13 protein-coding genes are annotated in these 18,111 nt (G+C 54.3%); 9 read left to right on the top strand and 4 right to left on the bottom strand.

Translation table 11 applies throughout. The features are described from left to right. Positions 1-152 precede the first annotated feature (152 nt). Together G462_RS0109830 and hydA are read left to right on the top strand one after the other, a co-directional pair. A complete protein-coding gene (locus G462_RS0109830) occupies positions 153-1,595 on the top strand; it encodes an NCS1 family nucleobase:cation symporter-1 (protein ID WP_026958845.1) in 1,443 nt (480 codons plus the stop codon). Between the two features lie 21 nt (positions 1,596-1,616). Further along, on the top strand, positions 1,617-2,996 hold the full coding sequence (gene hydA, locus G462_RS0109825; protein WP_026958844.1) for a dihydropyrimidinase: 1,380 nt from the start codon (positions 1,617-1,619) through the stop codon (positions 2,994-2,996). A gap of 25 nt (positions 2,997-3,021) precedes the next feature. On the opposite strand, the gene G462_RS0109820 is transcribed toward hydA, so the two are convergent. Further along, complete coding sequence (locus G462_RS0109820; RefSeq protein ID WP_026958843.1) at positions 3,022-3,753, bottom strand: sulfite exporter TauE/SafE family protein; 732 nt, start codon at positions 3,751-3,753, stop codon at positions 3,022-3,024. 248 nt (positions 3,754-4,001) lie between these two features. Between G462_RS0109820 and G462_RS0109815 the strand changes: the two genes are divergently transcribed. Both G462_RS0109815 and G462_RS0109810 read left to right on the top strand, forming a co-directional pair. Continuing rightward, a complete protein-coding gene (locus G462_RS0109815) occupies positions 4,002-5,393 on the top strand; it encodes an aminotransferase family protein (RefSeq protein WP_051326658.1) in 1,392 nt (463 codons plus the stop codon). Positions 5,394-5,561: 168 nt separating this feature from the next. After that, positions 5,562-5,996, top strand: a complete 435-nt coding sequence (locus G462_RS0109810; protein ID WP_026958841.1) for a DUF411 domain-containing protein — start codon at positions 5,562-5,564, stop codon at positions 5,994-5,996. Between the two features lie 252 nt (positions 5,997-6,248). On the opposite strand, the gene G462_RS0109805 is transcribed toward G462_RS0109810, so the two are convergent. The 3 genes from G462_RS0109805 to G462_RS0109790 all read right to left on the bottom strand — a co-directional run bounded on the left by G462_RS0109805 (position 6,249) and on the right by G462_RS0109790 (position 12,323). Then, positions 6,249-10,499 carry a beta strand repeat-containing protein gene (locus G462_RS0109805; protein WP_169720158.1) on the bottom strand — a complete coding sequence of 1,417 codons (4,251 nt, stop codon included), beginning with the start codon at positions 10,497-10,499 and terminating at the stop codon, positions 6,249-6,251. 61 nt (positions 10,500-10,560) lie between these two features. Then, positions 10,561-11,094, bottom strand: a complete 534-nt coding sequence (locus G462_RS23920) for a hypothetical protein (RefSeq protein WP_026958839.1) — start codon at positions 11,092-11,094, stop codon at positions 10,561-10,563. A 440-nt stretch (positions 11,095-11,534) separates the two neighbouring features. Next, complete coding sequence (locus G462_RS0109790) at positions 11,535-12,323, bottom strand: glycoside hydrolase family protein (protein ID WP_035477419.1); 789 nt, start codon at positions 12,321-12,323, stop codon at positions 11,535-11,537. 584 nt (positions 12,324-12,907) lie between these two features. Here G462_RS0109790 and G462_RS0109785 point away from each other — a divergent pair. The 5 genes from G462_RS0109785 (at position 12,908) to G462_RS0109765 (ending at position 18,110) form a co-directional block, all read left to right on the top strand. Continuing rightward, positions 12,908-13,972 (top strand): extracellular solute-binding protein, encoded by a 1,065-nt coding sequence (locus tag G462_RS0109785; RefSeq protein ID WP_026958837.1) that lies wholly within the window; start codon positions 12,908-12,910, stop codon positions 13,970-13,972. 143 nt (positions 13,973-14,115) lie between these two features. Beyond that, positions 14,116-15,300, top strand: a complete 1,185-nt coding sequence (locus tag G462_RS22365; RefSeq protein ID WP_084405009.1) for an ABC transporter ATP-binding protein — start codon at positions 14,116-14,118, stop codon at positions 15,298-15,300. A gap of 1 nt (position 15,301) precedes the next feature. Next, entirely contained in the window at positions 15,302-16,159 is an 858-nt protein-coding gene (locus tag G462_RS0109775; RefSeq protein ID WP_026958836.1) for an ABC transporter permease, read from the top strand. After that, positions 16,160-17,017 (top strand): ABC transporter permease, encoded by an 858-nt coding sequence (locus G462_RS0109770; RefSeq protein WP_026958835.1) that lies wholly within the window; start codon positions 16,160-16,162, stop codon positions 17,015-17,017. It begins immediately after the preceding gene. Between the two features lie 46 nt (positions 17,018-17,063). Then, positions 17,064-18,110: a VOC family protein gene (locus G462_RS0109765; protein WP_026958834.1), complete on the top strand. Its 1,047-nt coding sequence runs from the start codon at positions 17,064-17,066 to the stop codon at positions 18,108-18,110. The last annotated feature ends 1 nt before the right edge of the window (position 18,111 follow it).

The following is an 18,111-nucleotide window of genomic DNA, read 5'->3' as shown; positions in this document are numbered from 1 at the left end:
AAGGCGCCCTGAACCCGCTAACTGCGGATAGCGGCGCCAAGCACCGAGAGTCAACGATTGCTACTTCCTCGCCTCAGTGACACCAGGCCAAGCACCAAGTCGTATCTCTACTTTCAGTAACACCTTATTGAAAGTTAAAGAGAATTAAGTGTATGAGTAAGCTACTAGACAACACAATTTGCCATCTCAGCGCCGCTGATTTAGAGCAGATCAACCGCAGTGAGAATTGCTACAGCAGCGATTCTGCGCCCATCCCTTCCGCCGAGCGCTCTTGGTCAGGAATAAACTACTTCACCCTGTGGCTGGGCATCATGATTTCCATCCCAGTCTATATGCTCGCCTCTGGCCTGATTGCCAAGGGCATGAACTGGTGGCAAGCGATATTCGTGGTGGTTCTTGGCCATGCATTGGTGATGATCCCCGCAGTACTGCTGGGCCATTTCGGCACCCGCTATGGTGGCTCGTTTACCATGCTCTCTAAGTTGGTATTCGGCCCCATCGGCAATATCGTTCCAACGATGATCCGCGCCTTGCTCGGCTGCTTTTGGTTTGGCGTGCAATGTTGGATTGGCGGTCAGGCAGTAAACACCGTGCTTAGCGGCCTGCTCGGCAGCGCCTGGGAGGGCTTTGCCTATGGCAACGCGCTTGGCTTCTTATTGTTCTTTGCCGGAAACCTGTACATCGCCCTAAAAGGCGCCAACGGCATTAAGGTGCTGCAGAACTTCACCGCCCCGATTCTGGTGTTCCTAAGCTGCGCAGTGGTTTGGTGGTCCTTGGGGGTAGCCGATTACAGCTTGGATACGCTGTTCTCGGTAAGCCAAGAGTTTGATACTGGCGCAAGCTTCTGGCTGCTGTTCTTCCCAGCACTATCGGCGATGATTGCCTTTGATGGCACCTTGGCACTTAACACCAGCGACTTTACCCGCCACGCCAAATCGCAAGGCGCACAGGTGTGGGGACAGCTAACCGCTGCTCCGCTGATGACCCTGTTCATCTGCTTGGTGGGTGTGATTGGTACCAATGGTTCTTACTTGGCCTTTGGCGAAACCATCTGGAATCCGGTGGAGTTGATCGCCCGCTTCGACTCCACCCTTATCACCGTCACCTTCTCGGTGTTTATCATCATCGCCACCATTACCACCAACATTGCTGGCAACCTGGTGCCCCCTTCAATGGTGTTCAGCTCGCTGATGCCCAAGCAGTTTAGCTACAAGCGCGCGGTGCTTGCCGCTGGCGCATTGGCCCTGCTGACACAGCCTTGGGCGGTACTCGATAACCCGGATAACTACATCTTTGTGGTGCTTGGTAATCTGGCAGCGTTCTTGGGTCCGATGGCCGGTATCTATATTGCGGTGTACTGGTTTAGCCTGAAAACCCAGGTGGATATGGTCGACCTGTACAAGACCAACGGCGGTAAGTACTACTACCGAAACGGGGTAAACGGCCAAGCCTTTGGTGTATTGGTGGGGACCACCCTGGTCTGCCTGTTATCCCAGTTTGTGCCGGTGCTGCGGTTTATCTTCGATAACTCCTACGTGATTGGCGCGCTGATGAGCTTCGCCATCACATTGCTGTTGCAACGCGACAAGTCTTAACCGAGTGCTAAGGAGCCCGTTTTGTCATTACTGATTCGCAACGCCAATATCGCCAATGCCGACAGCTCTCAGCTAGCCGACATATTCATTGAAAAGGGCGTGATTCAGGCGGTTGGCGTTCACCTAAGCACCTCGGCTGAGCGAGTCATCGAAGCGACGGGCAAGGTGGTGATCCCCGGTGCCGTGGATGTGCACACCCATATGAACATCGATATGGGCTTTTGCCAAAGCTGTGACGACTTTTACAGCGGCACCGTGGCTGCAGCATTTGGCGGCACCACCGCCATCGTCGACCATATGGGCTTTGGCCCGGCTGGCTGCTCGCTGATGCACCAGCTTGAGGTCTACCATCAGTGGGCCAGCGCACAGGCGGTGATTGACTATGGCTTCCATGGCACCATCCAGCATGTGGATGAGCAGATCCTCAATGAGATGCCCGAGATGATAGCCAAGGGGGTAAGCAGCTTTAAGTTGTACCTGACCTACGGCTACAAACTCAGCGATTACGACGCGCTGCGCGCCTTAAAGCGGCTGGGTAGCTTGGGCGCTATTACCTGCGTGCATCCCGAGAACGATGATGTCATTCGCCTCAACAAAGAGCAGCTACAACGCTCCGAGATGATGCACCTGCCCATCGCCCATGCCTTGAGTCGCCCTGCAGAGTGTGAAACCGAGGCCATCACCCGGATGCTTAATCTGGCCAAGTTGGCCGATGAAGCGCCGCTGTACATCGTGCACCTATCTAACGGGCTCGGGCTAGACTACCTGCGGCTAGCTCGGCAAAAGCAGCGCCACGTGTATGTGGAAACCTGCCCCCAGTATCTGTTTCTCAGTGATGAGCGCTACCGCCAGCCCAATATCGAGGATGGACTGTGCCACATCTTGTCGCCACCACTTCGAGAGAAGCACCACCAAGCCCAGCTTTGGCAAGGCCTGCAGGATGGAAGCATCGATACCGTCGCCACCGACCACTGCGCCTTTACCCGCGCACAAAAACGGCTCGGGCTTGGCGATATCAATCGCTGCCCCAACGGCCTACCGGGTGTCGAAACCCGCTTGCCGCTGATGTTCTCAGAAGGCGTATCCCAAGGGCGTATCACCATCAACAAGCTGGTCGAGCTGCTATGTACCCGACCCGCCCAGCTATTTGGCCTAACCAACAAGGGGGCCATTAAGCCGGGCTTTGATGCGGATATCGTGATTATCGACCCCAGCACCTCAGAGACTATCCAGGCCAATATGGAGCACTCAAAAGCGGGGTTTACGCCTTACGCGGGCATGGAGTGTAACGGCTTCCCCGAGTACACCATTGCTCGCGGCGAGGTGATTGTGGAAGGCGGTGAGCTGCACGCGCAAGCAGGACGAGGCCGCTATATCGCACGCAGCTTGGCTAAGTTGTAAGGCCACACTCTGTTAGAGCTGGCTTTTAGAGCTGGCGCAGCGCCGCCAGCAAGCCAATCACTGCCACGGCCACCATCACCGGTAGCGCAACGTTCTTGAACGATTCCGGCGGGCGGCGGGCAAACAGGTATTGCCCGAGCATAACCCCAACTAAGGTCGGCAGTAGCAGGCGGGCGACCAAGCTAAGTTCCTGCTGGCCAAACAAGCCCTGACCAAACAGTGCGGCTATCGAGATAAGCTCGGTGAGAATAAAGAACAGGATCATAGTGGCCCGCTGATTTTGCGGCTTAAGCGGGCTGGCCAGCATGTAACAGACGATCATCGGGCCGCCGACCGATGCACCGGCCGTCCCCATCCCCGAGGCCATGCCAAAGCCTACCGCCATCTTGGGGCTGCCAGCATTGGCCGGTCGCCAGTCCTTGTGCAATGCCCAGGCAAAAGCGAGTACCGACAGGCAGATCAACAATTTCAGCCAGGCCGCGGGCAACAATAGCAGCAGGCTAAAGCCCACCGGGATCCCCAGTAAGCTGCCCAAGCCGAGCAGCTTTAGCGTGGCAAGATCCACATCCTTCAGAGCGGCTTTGAGCAGGCTTAGGCTGCACAGCACATCCAAGGCCAACACCACTGGAATACTTTGCTGGGGCGAGAAGTAGATATTCATCCCGACAATGGCAATGGCCGCATAGCCAAAGCCGGTATAGCCGCGCACTAGCGCCGCCAAAAACACCAATGGCAAGGCCACTAACAACTCGTTCACGCACTATCTCCCGACTGCTTCACGCAGGTTTATCTTTCTTTGTTAGTGGCATTGTCGGGGAAGGCCGCATAGCCATTTAGCACCAGATCCCAATTTGCATGGAGCCAGATTTTGCAGCCACTTTTGGCAACCACATCGCGCTGGCTCCATTGATTCAAATTACTGGCGCTAAGCCCGTTTTTGCAGCAGGGGTAAGGTCGAGATAAGGGAATAACGCCAAGAGCAACATGATTTCAAGGAGTAGCGAGATGGCCTCTTTCGAACCCGCGGTACAAAGCAAGAAACAGATCAGCCAGGCAGTAGAGCAAGATCGCGCCAATGTTTGGCACCACCTAAGCCAGCACAGCGTCTATCAAAACCAAGACCCAATGATGATGGTGCGCGGCGAAGGCTCAAAGGTGTGGGATATAAACGGTAAATGCTATCTGGATGCCTCCGCAGGCGGTGTCTGGTGTGTCAATGTGGGCTATGGCCGCGAGTCGATCTCCAAAGCCATCAGCGAGCAGCTCACCCAACTTAACTTTTTCGCTGGCACCGCAGGCACTCTGCCCGCCGCCGAGTTTGCCGAGAAGCTGCTGGAGAAGATGCCGGGAATGAGCCGGGTCTACTACGCCAGCTCGGGCTCCGAGGCGAACGAGAAGGCCTTTAAGATTGTTCGCCAGATTGCCCACCTCAAATACGGCGGCAAAAAGCATAAGATTTTATATCGCGAGCGCGACTACCACGGCTCCACTATTGGCACTCTCAGTGCCACCGGCCAGGAAGAACGCCGCAAGCAATACGGCCCCTTCGCCCCGGGCTTTGTGGAATTTCCGCACTGCTGCGAGTACCGCAGCCAGTTTGGCGACGTGGACAACTACGGCATCCTGGCCGCTAAAGAGCTGGAGAAAGCCATCCTGCGCGAAGGCCCCGATACCGTCGGCGCGGTGATCCTTGAGCCAATCACCGCCGGTGGTGGGGTGATTACCCCACCCGAGGGCTACTGGCAGGAGATCCAAGCCATCTGTAAGAAGTATCAGGTGCTGCTGCATATCGATGAGGTGGTGTGTGGCCTTGGCCGCACCGGCAAGTGGTTTGGCTACCAGCACTACGGCATCAAGCCCGATATTGTCACCTTGGCTAAAGGGGTGGCTTCGAGCTACGCCGCCATCTCCTGTGTAGTCACTACCGAAGAGATCTTCGAAGAGTTTATTGCCGAGCCGCGCGACCGTGATGCCTACTTCCGCGATATCTCCACCTTTGGTGGCTGTACCGCAGGCCCTGCGGCAGCGCTAGAGAACCTGCGTATTCTGGAAGACGAGAAGCTGGTTGAGAACAGCGCCCAGATGGGCGACTACTTGCTACAAGGCCTGCAGGATCTGCAAAAGCGCCATGCGCTGATTGGCGATGTACGCGGCAAAGGCTTGTTGCTGGGGCTAGAGCTGGTTAGCGACCTGGCCGCCAAAACGCCAGTGGCAGAAACGGTAAGTGCTCAGGTGGCGGCGAAATGCATGCAAAAGGGGCTGATTATCGGGCGCACCAACCGCTCGTTCACCTTCTTTAACAACACCCTGTGCCTGTGCCCGATCCTGACGCTAACAGAGCAGGAAGCAGACTTTATCATCGATACCCTGGATGAGGTATTTAGCGAGCTGGCCTAAGCCTCGCTGCGCTGAGTCAACCTTGGCTCAGCGCGCTCATTCTCCTGCAATTGCGACTTCCCCCACAGCCTCAACATATCGCCTTTATGCACGTTTCTTGTATTTTTCCCCGTTGCTACTTACTTTTAATTCAACAACTTGACGAAAAAACCCAAGAGGCATCCCTCCATGGTAATCCGATTCAGCGCAGCCTTGTTGGCTGCCGCGTTCTCATTTTCTAGCGTCGCGACTGAAGTGCTTCTCTACAAATCACCCAGCTGCGGCTGCTGCCAAGAGTGGGCCGATATCTTGGAGGGCAAGGGCTATCAGGTGAAGGTGCAAACCGAGCGCGACTGGAGCGAGGTGCGCCGCGCTCACGGACTGCCGCCTCAGGCACTGTCTTGTCATAGCGCGATTATCGACGGCTATTTGATAGAGGGGCATGTACCAGTCGCCGACATCAAGCGTTTGCTGGCAGAACGGCCCGAGCATATCGCCGGGCTAAGCGCCCCGGGGATGCCAATGCACAGCCCGGGCATGGCTGCACCGGGCGAGGTCTATCGCGATTTTGATGTGGTGAGCTTCGATAAAGACGGCAAGCTCACTCTCTTCAACGCGTACTAGTGACCGCACCTGTTTTGGTCAGCTCTAATTCTCGATACCACTTTCAAGCCACCGCTCTATGAAAGGTTCGAACTGTAGTGGTCAACTAATCCCAGCCGATTCTAGTTCATTAAAAACTGTTTTAATGAACTTTTACTACTGATACTTAAAAGTTACGACCTATCTCATAGCCCCTATAGCAAAAGCATGTTCCCACTGATCTGCCAACCCACTTCTCGATAACGCGACAAACGCTAATCTTGCAATCACCTGTTATGGTGATGTCCACTCCATCTCACGCAGCACACCCGCGCCGCTACCACCAACCAAACTAGATACCGGCCCCGATACATACTCAAAACGAATATACTGATACGGGGTAGGATCGGTGATCGCAATACCCTCATTAGTACGCAATCCGAAGTTGCCGCTGATAGGGGTTAAGTTGCTACAAGCCGGATTGGTGCAGGCCAGTACACGCCACGTACCCAGAGCGTTGGCTCGGTTGAGTCGCCAATAACCAAAGAAGGTAATTGTATCTAGCGCTGTAGGCGTGCCAAAGTTGTAGTCGAAATAGGTGTCTTCAGCTACGAAGCCCCAACTATTGTCAGCGCCTGCTGAGAGGCTCATTGCCAAACAGTCAGTGCCATAAGAAGTGTCTTTGTTACCATCGGTCAGGCAGCTCTCACCATCTTCGATACTCCAACCCACACCTACATTCATCACCCCTAATGCATCGACAGTGATAGTAATAGAGTTAGAGCTCAAGCCCGCCAAAGAAGCCGATACATCACTAAGGCCTGAGCGCACGGCCCTAGCCGTTCCAGAAGCGTCGACCGTTAACACGCTGCTTTGCGAACTGCTCCAGAAAACTAAGTTAGTAATATCCAATATATTGCCATCACTGTACGTGCCTTCCGCGGCAAAGCTGATAGTCGTGCCGACCTCAGCATAACTGGCTGAGGTATTAATCGCGATGGACTCTAGAGTTGCCTGAGTCACCGTGAGGGTATACGTGTTGCTCGAGACTCCATCTAGTGAGGCCAGTAATGTTGTACTACCCGCGCTCTCGCCGGTCACGACTCCGCTAGTACTAACCGTTGCCACCTGTGTTGCAGAGGAGATCCAGTTAACTTGAGCGCTGATATCCCGAGTAGAGCCATCGCTATAGGTACCTTCAGCGGCTAAAGCTAGCGTGTAGCCGTCAATCAGCGTTGTTTGACTGCCACTGATGGTAATTGAATCCAGGCTCGCTGCTGTAACATCTAAAGAAGCAGAGTTACTTGAAACACCATCCAGACTGGCGAAGATGGTGGTACTTCCCGGTGTCACGCCAGTGGCCTGCCCCAGACTACTGATGGTTGCGACTGTAGTCTGCTGGCTAATCCAGTTCACCTGAGTGGTCAGATCTATAACCGAGAGGTCAGTGTATGTTCCCAAGGCTCGGTAAGTCACTACATTGCCTTTGGCCACACTCTCACTATCTGGACTAACGGTGATAGATCTAAGCACCGCCGAGCTGATTTGCAAAGATACCTGCTCACTGTTAACACCATCGAGGCCTGCACTGATCATAGCGATACCTTGTGCAGCTCCAGTGGCGACCCCTGTGGCCGAGATAGTCACGATCTGCGGGGCACTGCTCACCCAAGATACCGTATCGCTAATGTCGAGCACAGAACCATCGGAATAGCTACCCAAGGCACGATATTGAACGTCTCTGCCCAAAGGTACATCTGAAGCCTGTGGCGTAACAGCAATCGATACAAGCTCTGCGCTGGTCACATTGAGTATCGCGTCATCATTCTGCACTCCGGACAACATGGCGTGCATCGCGACACTGCCAACGTTAACTCCGGTCGCCAAGCCCTCAAGGCTAATGGTCGCCACGGTAGTATCATCACTGTGCCATGTCACCAGTGATGAGATATCTGCAACTGTATTATCACTATACGTCCCCAAAGCTTGATACTGCTGCGAACGCCCCAGTGGTAGCTCACTGCGCGCTGGAGTCACTTGGATGGAAACCAACGCAGTGCCAGACACGGTTAGCATGGCATCCATATTTCGTATGCCATCCAGCATGCCATGAATCGCCGTGCTCCCAGCCCTTAAGGTGGTGACTTGGCCCTGTAAATCGATGGCCGCAATTTCAGTATCATCACTATGCCAGGTAACCAGGCTGGAAATATCTCGGGTAGTGTCATCACTATAGCGACCAATAGCTTGATACTGCACCACGGAGCCGATCTGTGTGGTAAACGAAGCCGGCTCGAGCTGAATTGCATTAAGGACCGCATCTGTCACACTTAACCTCGCATCATCGTTGGTAATACCCTCGAGACTCGCTACCACGGTGCTGGTCCCCAGCGAAGCAGACTTAAGTAAACCTTGAGAATCAATGGCTGCCACCGCTGAATCGCTGACAAACCAAGAGACCGAATCGCTGATATCGATAGTGGAGTCATCGCTATAAATACCGAACGCTTGGTACTGTACAGTGGTACCTAGTGGCGCTTCTGCCACCAACGGGCTAACTTGTATCGACCGCAGCGATACAGGGGTTACCGTCAATAGGGCGTCGTCATTTCTAACCCCCTCCCAAAATGCATGGATGGCAGTTTGTCCTTCCAGCTTTGCCAACGCAACACCATTGCCGGTAACTTCGGCAAGCCCACTGTCGTCGCTATGCCAACTAGCTTGTTCCGAGACATCGCGGCGAGAGCCATCAGTGAACATAGCGATTGCCTGATATTGCAACTGCCGTCCTATCGGGAGCGATATAGCGGTGGGGGTAACTTGTAACGACACGACCTCCGCATCGCTTACGTTGAGGACCGCACTGGAACTGCTAACTCCATCTAAGGTGGCAACGATGTTAGTTTGCCCTTGGCTAACCGCTTGGGACACACCGTCGGGATCGACTGTTGCTACCGACGTTTGCTGACTGTGCCAAGAGACAAGCGCACTTATATCTCGAGTAGTGTTATTACTAAAAACACCTATCGCTTGATATGGGAGTAAGGTGCCCACAGGTACCTGCTGAGTAGCGGGAACCAGCCGGATAGACTCAAGCACCGTTTGGTCAATGGTTACCACTGACAAATTGCTACTGACACCATCTAGCCATGCTGAGACCGATACACTACCAGGCGCAACCCCTAGCAATAATCCAGTGTTGTCTATGGTCGCCGACTCCGACGCAACGACCGCCCATGCCGCTCGGCTGGAAACATCAACCCTAGTACCGTCGGTATATATAGCCATTGCTGACAGCTGCAGCTCTTCACCCACGCTAATTGGGGCTGAACTTGGGCTAACTTGAATTGAAGAGACCACCGCCGCTGACACGTCAAAATCATCGTAGCTACCACTTTCCCCTTCGAAAGTGGCAGTAAAATCAACTGTACCCACTTCTACCGCAGTGGCAAAACCTGACTCAGAGACCGTTGCAACGCTCGGATCCGAAGAAACCCAATTGGCAAACTGGGTAAAGTCACTGGAGCTGCCATCTTCAAATAAGGCCAAAGCAGTTAGCTGAACGAAGGTTCCCACTGGTGTTTCAGAGCGTTCACTACTCACCTGCACGCGATGCAGCGCCGCATCACTGACCACAGCCAGCGCGGTATTGCTGGTAATATCCCCCAGCGTCGCCACCAACGATGATTGGCCTTCGCTCAACGCCTGCGCTGTCGCCCCATCAACCATCGAGAGCACGCTCTCATCTGCGCTAACCCACGACACCCGTTCGCTTAGATCGGTGGTAGTACCATCACTGAAAAGCCCGGTAGCAGTAAATTGCTGCTGAACATGGGGGTTGAGCAATACGCGAGGAGGAGTCACCTGGATGTCTGTCAAAGCCGCCGAGGTCACATCCACAGTGCTCACATTGTCAGCAGTAAGCGTTCCTAGAGACGCGCTAATGATACTGCGCCCTGCGCTTTCCGCCGTTAAGGTACCTCGCTGGTCAATGCTGGTGGTTGAAGGTGAGTCCACCTGCCAAGAAACTTGATCGGTGAGCAACGCGGTTGAGCCATCGCTGTAGCTGCCGATTGCCTTCATCCCAATAGCTTCGCCCACGGTGAGATTGCGAACCAAAGGGGGAACCAACTGGATGCTTAACAGTTGCGAGTCGGTTACTGTTACGATAATCGTATTTTGGCTGGTTAAACCATTAAATGTCGCAAAAACGTCCACCGAGCCGACAGCCAGTCCTTGAATCGTACCGCTGCCACTGACCTTGGCAATAGTCTCATCACTAACCTTCCAACTCACTAAACCAGTGATATCGCGAGTACTGTTATCATCGAAAATACCGATCGCAACCAGCGGTTGCTGAAGACCTTTCGCCAGGGTCAGACGGCTGAACCCATTCACCGTTGGCTGCTGCACCGCTATATCGACAGCGACTATCGCGTCTACATCAATATCTTGAGAGTTGGTTGAGAATGCACCGCTACTGTCACACCCGGCTAACCCGCCGCAAAACACCACCAGCACGATAAAGTATTTCAATCCTTGCATCACCATAGCAGCCGTCCTTGCTGTCTTATCTGACCATGTCGTAAGCATGATCAATTACGTGCTATTTCCATTGATAACCGAGACCAAGCAACAACGCTTGGCTGTCGTACTCGCCAGTTTTAGAGTCACCGACACTGTAAATATATTGGAACCTTAAACCCACACTCAGTGAATGAGAGAGCTGGTAGCGAGCCCCCAGCTCCATCAAGGGGGAGAAGCCGCGTCGATGGATAAGGGTGTGCTTCGGCTCGTGCTTGTCGACATCCCAATAGGAAAAACCTAAGCGAGCCAAGGGTTGCCACTTGTTCTGTGGAGAAAAAAGCGGCTGAAAAAAGAATTGATAAGAGCGTTCATCCAATGAATAGTGCCGGGCTCTCAACGTACCTCCTGACTGATACGCAAGCCCCATAAGCAACTGATTGCTAATTTGCTTACTCAATGCTATTTGCCATATAGCACTCGTGGGTTCTTGATGAGCATAGCCGCTGTCGTGAGCCCAGCGATTTCCGCCACTCACCTCAACAGTAATAGCAGCATGGGCCAAGCGACCAACCAGCAAGCAGATAGTACCGAGTAACACATACCTAACAGTCATAAACCGCTCCCTGCAGTTGCACAACTCAATTAAGATAACATATCAACACAAATGACAACAAGCTTCCGATTTAAATAGATATTTGCTTGACATCGCATCACCTCTGAGGCCAAAAGCGCGCCACCAGAGACAGCTTGAAAATCCCTTTCAGCATGAGCAAAGCCTCAGCGGCCGTATCGGTAAAGAGGTAAGCCCTGTCACATCCGCGGTAGCGAACTTTACAGCACCGCACCTTCATCCAGCCCAAAGGTGACGGAGTACTGGAAAGCCGAAAAAAGCCAGGCCTCGGTAAAGCCAATGCTATTAACCCTCTGTTTTTCCTTTTTTGCAGGCTCAACTATCAAATTTTGAAGCATAAATGAGCTGGAGCCATCCGCCAACGTTGATACTGCCCTGAGGTAGCAGCTAACAGAGCGTATCCAGAATGCACCAAATAAGCGCTATAAATGAACCAACTCCCCGAGTTCATAATCAGTGACAGTCTCAATCAAGTGCGCTTCATGTTCGCGCCGCTTAAGCAAACCATCCAACCCTTTACCCACCCACAGGCGCTTCATCGAGCGGATATTCTTGGCCATGGCAGAGTAGTCGCTTTCGGCCACGCAGCGGCGCAGGTTCAGCATCTCGGTACGGGTAGCCCCTTTGGTGCTGGTGCCACGGTTGTAGACCAGCGAGATTAGTGCGACCTGCGCATCGGGGTGGAGCTGGTCCAAGCCCGGATACGCCTTTAGGGTTTTGCTGGCGTAGGATGGTAGGGAGCTGCGGGTGAATACGTCTAGTGCGACGGCATAGGGGATCTTGATATTGCGCAGGGAGGCTATCTGGCGTTTGGCTTTGTGGCCTTTTAGTCCAAGTACCTTTATTAGCGTGTGTTTCACTGCATCCGGCAGGGGTTGCCAGTCCTCGGCGAACTGGCTGCGGGAGGCATAGCCTAAGTCATAGCCAATCCCTATGGTTACACCGGATTGCCCGCCGGGCCAGCAGGGCGATTGTAGCTGCTTGTCGTAGTAGGCGGGGGAGCCAATCTCGTAGGCGACGATCTGCTCGATGCCGCTTTTGCTTAAGCGCAGCCCGAGTTGTGCGGGCCCTGCCTGCACGGGCGAGCCATGCCCCTCCTTGCCGAACACTGCTTTTTCGATGGCGCTTAAGGTTTGCGGGCCTAGCTGGCCGTCGGCCTCGACACCTAGTTGGTCTTGTATCCTCTTAAGTCGCTCAACCACAGTCGCCATGTCCTCTCCCCTCTCTATTTATTGATGCGTATACCCGAGCAACCTCAAGATGCTTGTTCAGCGAGAATTTCCAGTCCCTCAGGCAAGGCACTGCTCCGCCGATCTAGTGGTCTAAATCAAGGAGCAGTAACGCTGGATGAGGGGCTGGAAAACTCGCCCTTTGGGAGGCGCTCAATGTTCATAGTTCTTCGTTGAAAACACTCGAAATGGATCATCATTCCTTCGTATTTTCGCCTCGCCCTATGGACATTGAGTGCCTCTGAATCCTGCATCTTGAGGTTGTTCGGGTATATTGAATTAGAAAGTATTGGCCGAACTTTATGGCGTGTAGCCGGGTTAGAGGATCCTCTAAGCAGTGGGTTGTCCCGTATTTTTTACACTTAGCAAAAAAGCGAGAGGTGGCGCTGGACTGCTTAATATTTGGTCATTAAAGTGTAATAAATCAGGCGCATCATCGGCTTAGCAGAAAGCTATGCCTGAGGCGCGATGACCCGAAAGCCGCTAAATCAGTGAGTATCTAAGGTCATCACGCGCTATAAGCACCTGGCCATAAGGCCGTCCAACGTTGATACAAGGAAGCTCCAATGAAACATGCTAAGACGCTCGTCGCACTCGCGCTCTCCTCTTCATTAGTTACAGCCGCAGCCAGTGCTGAAACCCTACGCCTACTCACTTGGGGTGGCTACGCACCGGATGAGGTGATTGCGCTATTCGAAAAAGAGACCGGGATTGAAGTTAAGGTCACCACCTCTAACAACGAAGATATGATCTCTAAACTGCGTGCGACTGGCGGTGCAGGTTTCGATCTGGCTCAGCCAAGCCAAGACCGTATCACCGGTGCCCAGCAAGCATTCAACATCTACCAGCCCATCGACTTGAGTAAGGTTGAAGCCTCTCAGATGATCCCATCGATGCTGGCCGCCACCAAAGCGAACACCGAGCTAAACGGCGATGTATACGGTGTGCCACACGTATGGGGAACCAGTGGCCTGGTGGTGAACACCGCCCAAGCCAAAGACGTGAAAGACTACACCGACCTGTGTAGCAGCGCCTACGAAGGTAAGGTGAGCTACCGTATGAAGCGCCCAACCTTGATTGGCTTTGCCTACGCCATGGGTGAAGACCCATTTGCCGCGTACAGCGATCCTGCCAAGTACCAAGCGATCTTGGACAAGGTAGAAGCCAAGCTGATCGAATGTAAGCCAGTGGTGAAAACCTACTGGACCGGCGGCGATGCGCTTATCAACCTGATCCGCTCTGAAGAAGTGGTTGCCGCCATGGCATGGGATGCGGGCGGCTGGAAGCTGAACCGTGATAACGCCGATGTGAAATTTGTCGCGCCAGCCTCAGGCGCGCTGGGTTGGATTGACACCTTCGCCATTCCACGTAAAGCCAAGGCGGTTGATGCTGCTTACCAATGGATCAACTTCGTGATGCAGCCAGAAATCGCGGCGATGATCACCGAAGCGGCCGGTAACTTTACCGCCTCGCAAGGCTCCGACGAGTTTGTGAACGAGGTGGCCAAGGCCCAGTTCCAAGAGAGCTTCCCACCAGCGGATCTGGACAACATCAAGTGGTACCCAGCAGTACCTCCAGGTCTTGAAGAGATGGAAGGTCTGGCGCTGGATCGCATCCAAGCGGCTAACTAAGCCAACATTATCCTGCATAAGCCAAGCGAGGGCGCCAACTGCCCTCGCCCAAATTCCAAGGGAAGCCACAGCGCTTCCCTTAGCCGCTACTTAACAACGCTGCGGCACCCCGACTTGTATCATGCTCTAGGTCCGACACTGCTATGACATCAAACCCCGCACTCCGCTGCCAGCAACTCAGTAAGCACTTTGGCGATTTCTGCGCCGTTGACCAACTCAATTTCGAAGTAGCGGAAGGCAGCTTCTTCTCGATTCTTGGCCCCTCTGGCTGTGGCAAAACCACCCTGCTACGTATGCTTGCAGGCTTTGAAAGCCCAAGCAGCGGCGATATCTTTATCCAGCAGCAGCGCGTGAATGACCTGGCGCCCAACCACCGACCGCTCAATATGGTGTTCCAACACCTAGCCCTGTTCCCCACCATGACGGTGGGCGAGAACATCGCCTATGGCCTGAAGCGGCAAAAGGTCGCCAAGGCCGAGCAGCAAAAGAAGATTGGCGAGATCTTAGAGCGGGTCGGCCTGCCTGATGCGGCCAACAAAGCGGTGACTCAGCTCTCCGGCGGACAAAAACAGCGGGTGGCCTTGGCGCGTTGCCTGGTGCTGCAGCCCAAGGTGCTGCTGCTCGATGAGCCACTTGGCGCACTTGATTTAAAGCTGCGCGAGAAGATGAAGCTAGAGCTTAAACAGCTACAGCGCGACTTTGGCACCACCTTCGTGTACATCACCCACGATCAGAGCGAAGCAATGGTGATGTCGGATAAGGTGGCAGTAATGAACCACGGCCGCTTTGAGCAGGTGGCTGCGCCAGTCGATCTCTACCTCAAGCCCAACACCCCCTTTGTGGCTCGCTTTGTGGGGAACACCAATATGCTCTCGGCCGAGGTGGTCAGCCAACATGATGACAAGGTCGAGATCACCACCTTAAGCGGTCTGCGCCTGCGCGGTCATAGCCACCAGCAGCTCAGCGTGGGCCAGCGGGTACAGGCCTATATTCGCCCCGAGGCGCTGCACCCATTAAATGGCGCTGACCAAGGCAGTTTCGAGAACCTGATTGTGACCCGCCTGAATCAAGATATCTTCGATGGTGCCAACAGCATGCTACTGGCCGAGTTTGAAGGGCAGCAGCTGCAAGTGTTACTGCCGCTGCAACAGCGTAGCCGCATCAGTGATAACGCTGGCAGCTTGGATGGTAGCGAGCTAAAACTGGGCTGGAACGCTGAGCATTGTTTGGTGCTTGATGACAGCCCTGAGCCAATTGCAGATAGCAGCCCTGAGCCAAGTTCGAAAAGCAGCCCTGAGCTGACCACAGACAAACGCAGCGAGGCCTGATATGTCTCAGCAACGCTGGCAATTCTACTTTCTACTGACCCCCTTCCTGCTGTGGATTGGCCTGCTAATCATCTGGCCCCACTTCAACATGCTGGAGGTCTCGCTCACCGAGCGCTCCTGGACGCAGGGCGACAGCTTCAGCTTTAAGCACTATCTGTTGTTCTTTCAACAGTCGCTGTATTGGAACACCTACCTGCGCACCGCTTGGATGGCGATTCTGGCCACCTTTATCACCTTGCTGATTAGCTTTCCGGTGGCCTACTACATCGCCAAAGTGGCCAAGCCGCGCAGTAAGTTGGCGCTGCTGATGTGCTGCCTGCTGCCGTTCTGGCTCAGCGAGTTGGTGCGCGCCTACGGCTGGATGATCCTGCTGCGTGAGTCAGGCATTATCAGTGGGCTGCTGCAGGCCATCGGCTTGGCGGATGCGCCGATTGAGATGCTCTACCACGATGCCACTATCATCCTTGGGCTGGTCTACAGCGGCATGCTGTTTATGGTGGTGCCACTGGTGAGCAGCCTCGATAGCATGGACAACAGCTATATCGAGGCGGGCTTCGATTTAGGTGGCAATCGCTGGCATATCTTCTGGGAGATCGTCTTCCCCTATGCCATGCCCGGTGTGGTCTCCGGCTGCATTATCGTGTTTATGCTGAACTTGGGTAACTACCTGATCCCCAACCTGATGGGCGGCAAAGACAGCCTGTGGTTTACCGAGATGGTTTACACCCAATTTATCACCCGCTTTAACTGGGAGCTCGGCTCGGCCTTTGGCATCTTGCTGCTGGTTCTCTCGTCTCTTTTAGTGTGGTTGGCGCTCAAGCTCAGCGGCCAATCCCTTAGCACCACGGTGGGCCGCTAAATGATTGCATCGATTCCGTTTAAGGCCCGCGACCTCAAGCTCTATAAGCTGTATATCGGTCTGTTTTTGTTGTTTTTGCTGCTGCCGCTGGTAGTGGTGGTGGTGTTCTCATTCAACGACAGCCTGTTCCCCGCGCTGCCATGGCAGGGCTTCTCTTGGACCTGGTACTTTGGCGATAGCCAACCCAAGCTAGGCCTGCTACACGACAGCCGGATGCTGCGTAGTATCGTGAACAGCTTCTGGGTGGCTTGCGGGGTGACTGTGCTGTCGCTGCTAATGGCCACCATCAATGCACTGCTGTTTGTACGCTTCGAGTTTAAGGGCAAGGGGCTGCTGTATATGCTGATGCAGCTGCCGCTGGTGATCCCCGGGGTGATTCTGGGTGTGTCGATCTTGGTAGCCTCCAGCCAACTGGCCAATGGGCTGGAAGAAGCGATTGGCTGGGACTGGCCATGGCTGCGCCCGGGCTTAGTGTTAGTGGTGTTCGGTCAGGCCTCGTTTATCTCGGCGATCTGCTCGCTGATCCTCATCGCCCGCTACCGTCGCTTTGACCGCAGCTTGGAAGAAGCAGCGCTCAATTTAGGTGCCAATAACTGGGTAGCCTTTAGCACCGTGACCCTGCCCTACCTACGCCCCACCATGATCAGCGCCGGGATCGTCAGCTTCCTGATGTCCTTTGAGAACTTCAACACCACCTTGATGCTGGTCGGCTCCGACTCGCCGCTAACGATTACTATGTATGAACGCCTGCGTGAAGGTTCGACCCCGGTGATCAACGCGGTATCGGTCTGCCTAATGGTGTTTTCGGCTACACTGGCCTTAGTCTACTTAGGATTTAGAAAGGACGCGCAGGACTAACGCGCCACCTGCGGCAGGGAGCGCCGCTAACTACTTTGGACAGGCTATGACTAGCAGATTCGTTTGGGCCGATCTCTCAACCTTCGACTTGGCCAGTGCCGAGCAGTTTTATCGAGACTGCTTGGGCTGGTCCTTCTCCAGCGATGGCCAAGGCTATCATATCGGCTCGGCAGGCAGCACAGCCTGCGCTGGCGTGTATGTTATGCCCGAGCAGTTTCAAAAGATAAAGATGCCATCGTTTTGGATGTCCTATATCCAGGTAGAAGACATCGACGCCACCGTAAGCAAGGCTCAGCAATGTGGCGCCAAGATAGAGCTGCCGCCCCAGCCGGGCCCTGATGGCGGCCTTATCGCACTGATTCGCGACCCCAGCGGTGCGGGCTTTACCTGCTATCAAGGAGAGCTGGGCGAGGGCCAAGGAGCGAGTGCTCAACACGGGCTTAGGCTGTGGCACGAGCTGCATGTGTCGAGCTTGGACAAGGTGAAAACCTTCTACGAGTCGGTGTTTAACTGGCACATCGCTCCCGCCAAAGAGCCTGAGCGTTATCTGATCAGCGCCTCTCCTCACTCCGCCCAGCCCATCGCTGCGATTCAAGTTTCCAGCAATGCGGTCAAAGGCGATAAGGAGTATTGGGGCGTCTATTTCGCAGTGGACGATCTAACCCGCGTAGGCGAGGTGATTACCAAGGCTGGCGGCGAGCTAATCGAACAAGCCCCAGTCAATGGCCTGCCCACTGCGCTGGCCTTCGACCCACAAGGCGCTGCATTTTATATTCAGCAAGTTTCCGATGCAGCACAGATCAACAAAGCAAATGAGGCCCCTGCGATGACGCCAACAACGCCCCCAAAACCGAGCTTAAAATGGCGCTCGATGATTGGCTTAGTGGGGATTGCGGTGGCGATCCTGCTCGATGCCAACTTGCTGTGGGGGCTGTTCTTTCTGTTCTGGGTGATCCCCGATATCAAGTACGCCGAGACCCACTTTATGGAGCGGGTAAGGCGCCAAGAAAACCCGGTATTATATTGGCTGATTATCGCCACTTGGCTGGGCTTGTCGGGGTATTTGTTGCTGGACCCGCTAGTGAATCGCTAGC

The sequence above is a fragment of the Aliagarivorans taiwanensis DSM 22990 genome (assembly GCF_000429505.1).
GTDB lineage: Bacteria > Pseudomonadota > Gammaproteobacteria > Enterobacterales > Celerinatantimonadaceae > Aliagarivorans > Aliagarivorans taiwanensis.
This window is presented reverse-complemented; position numbering and strand designations above follow the sequence as displayed.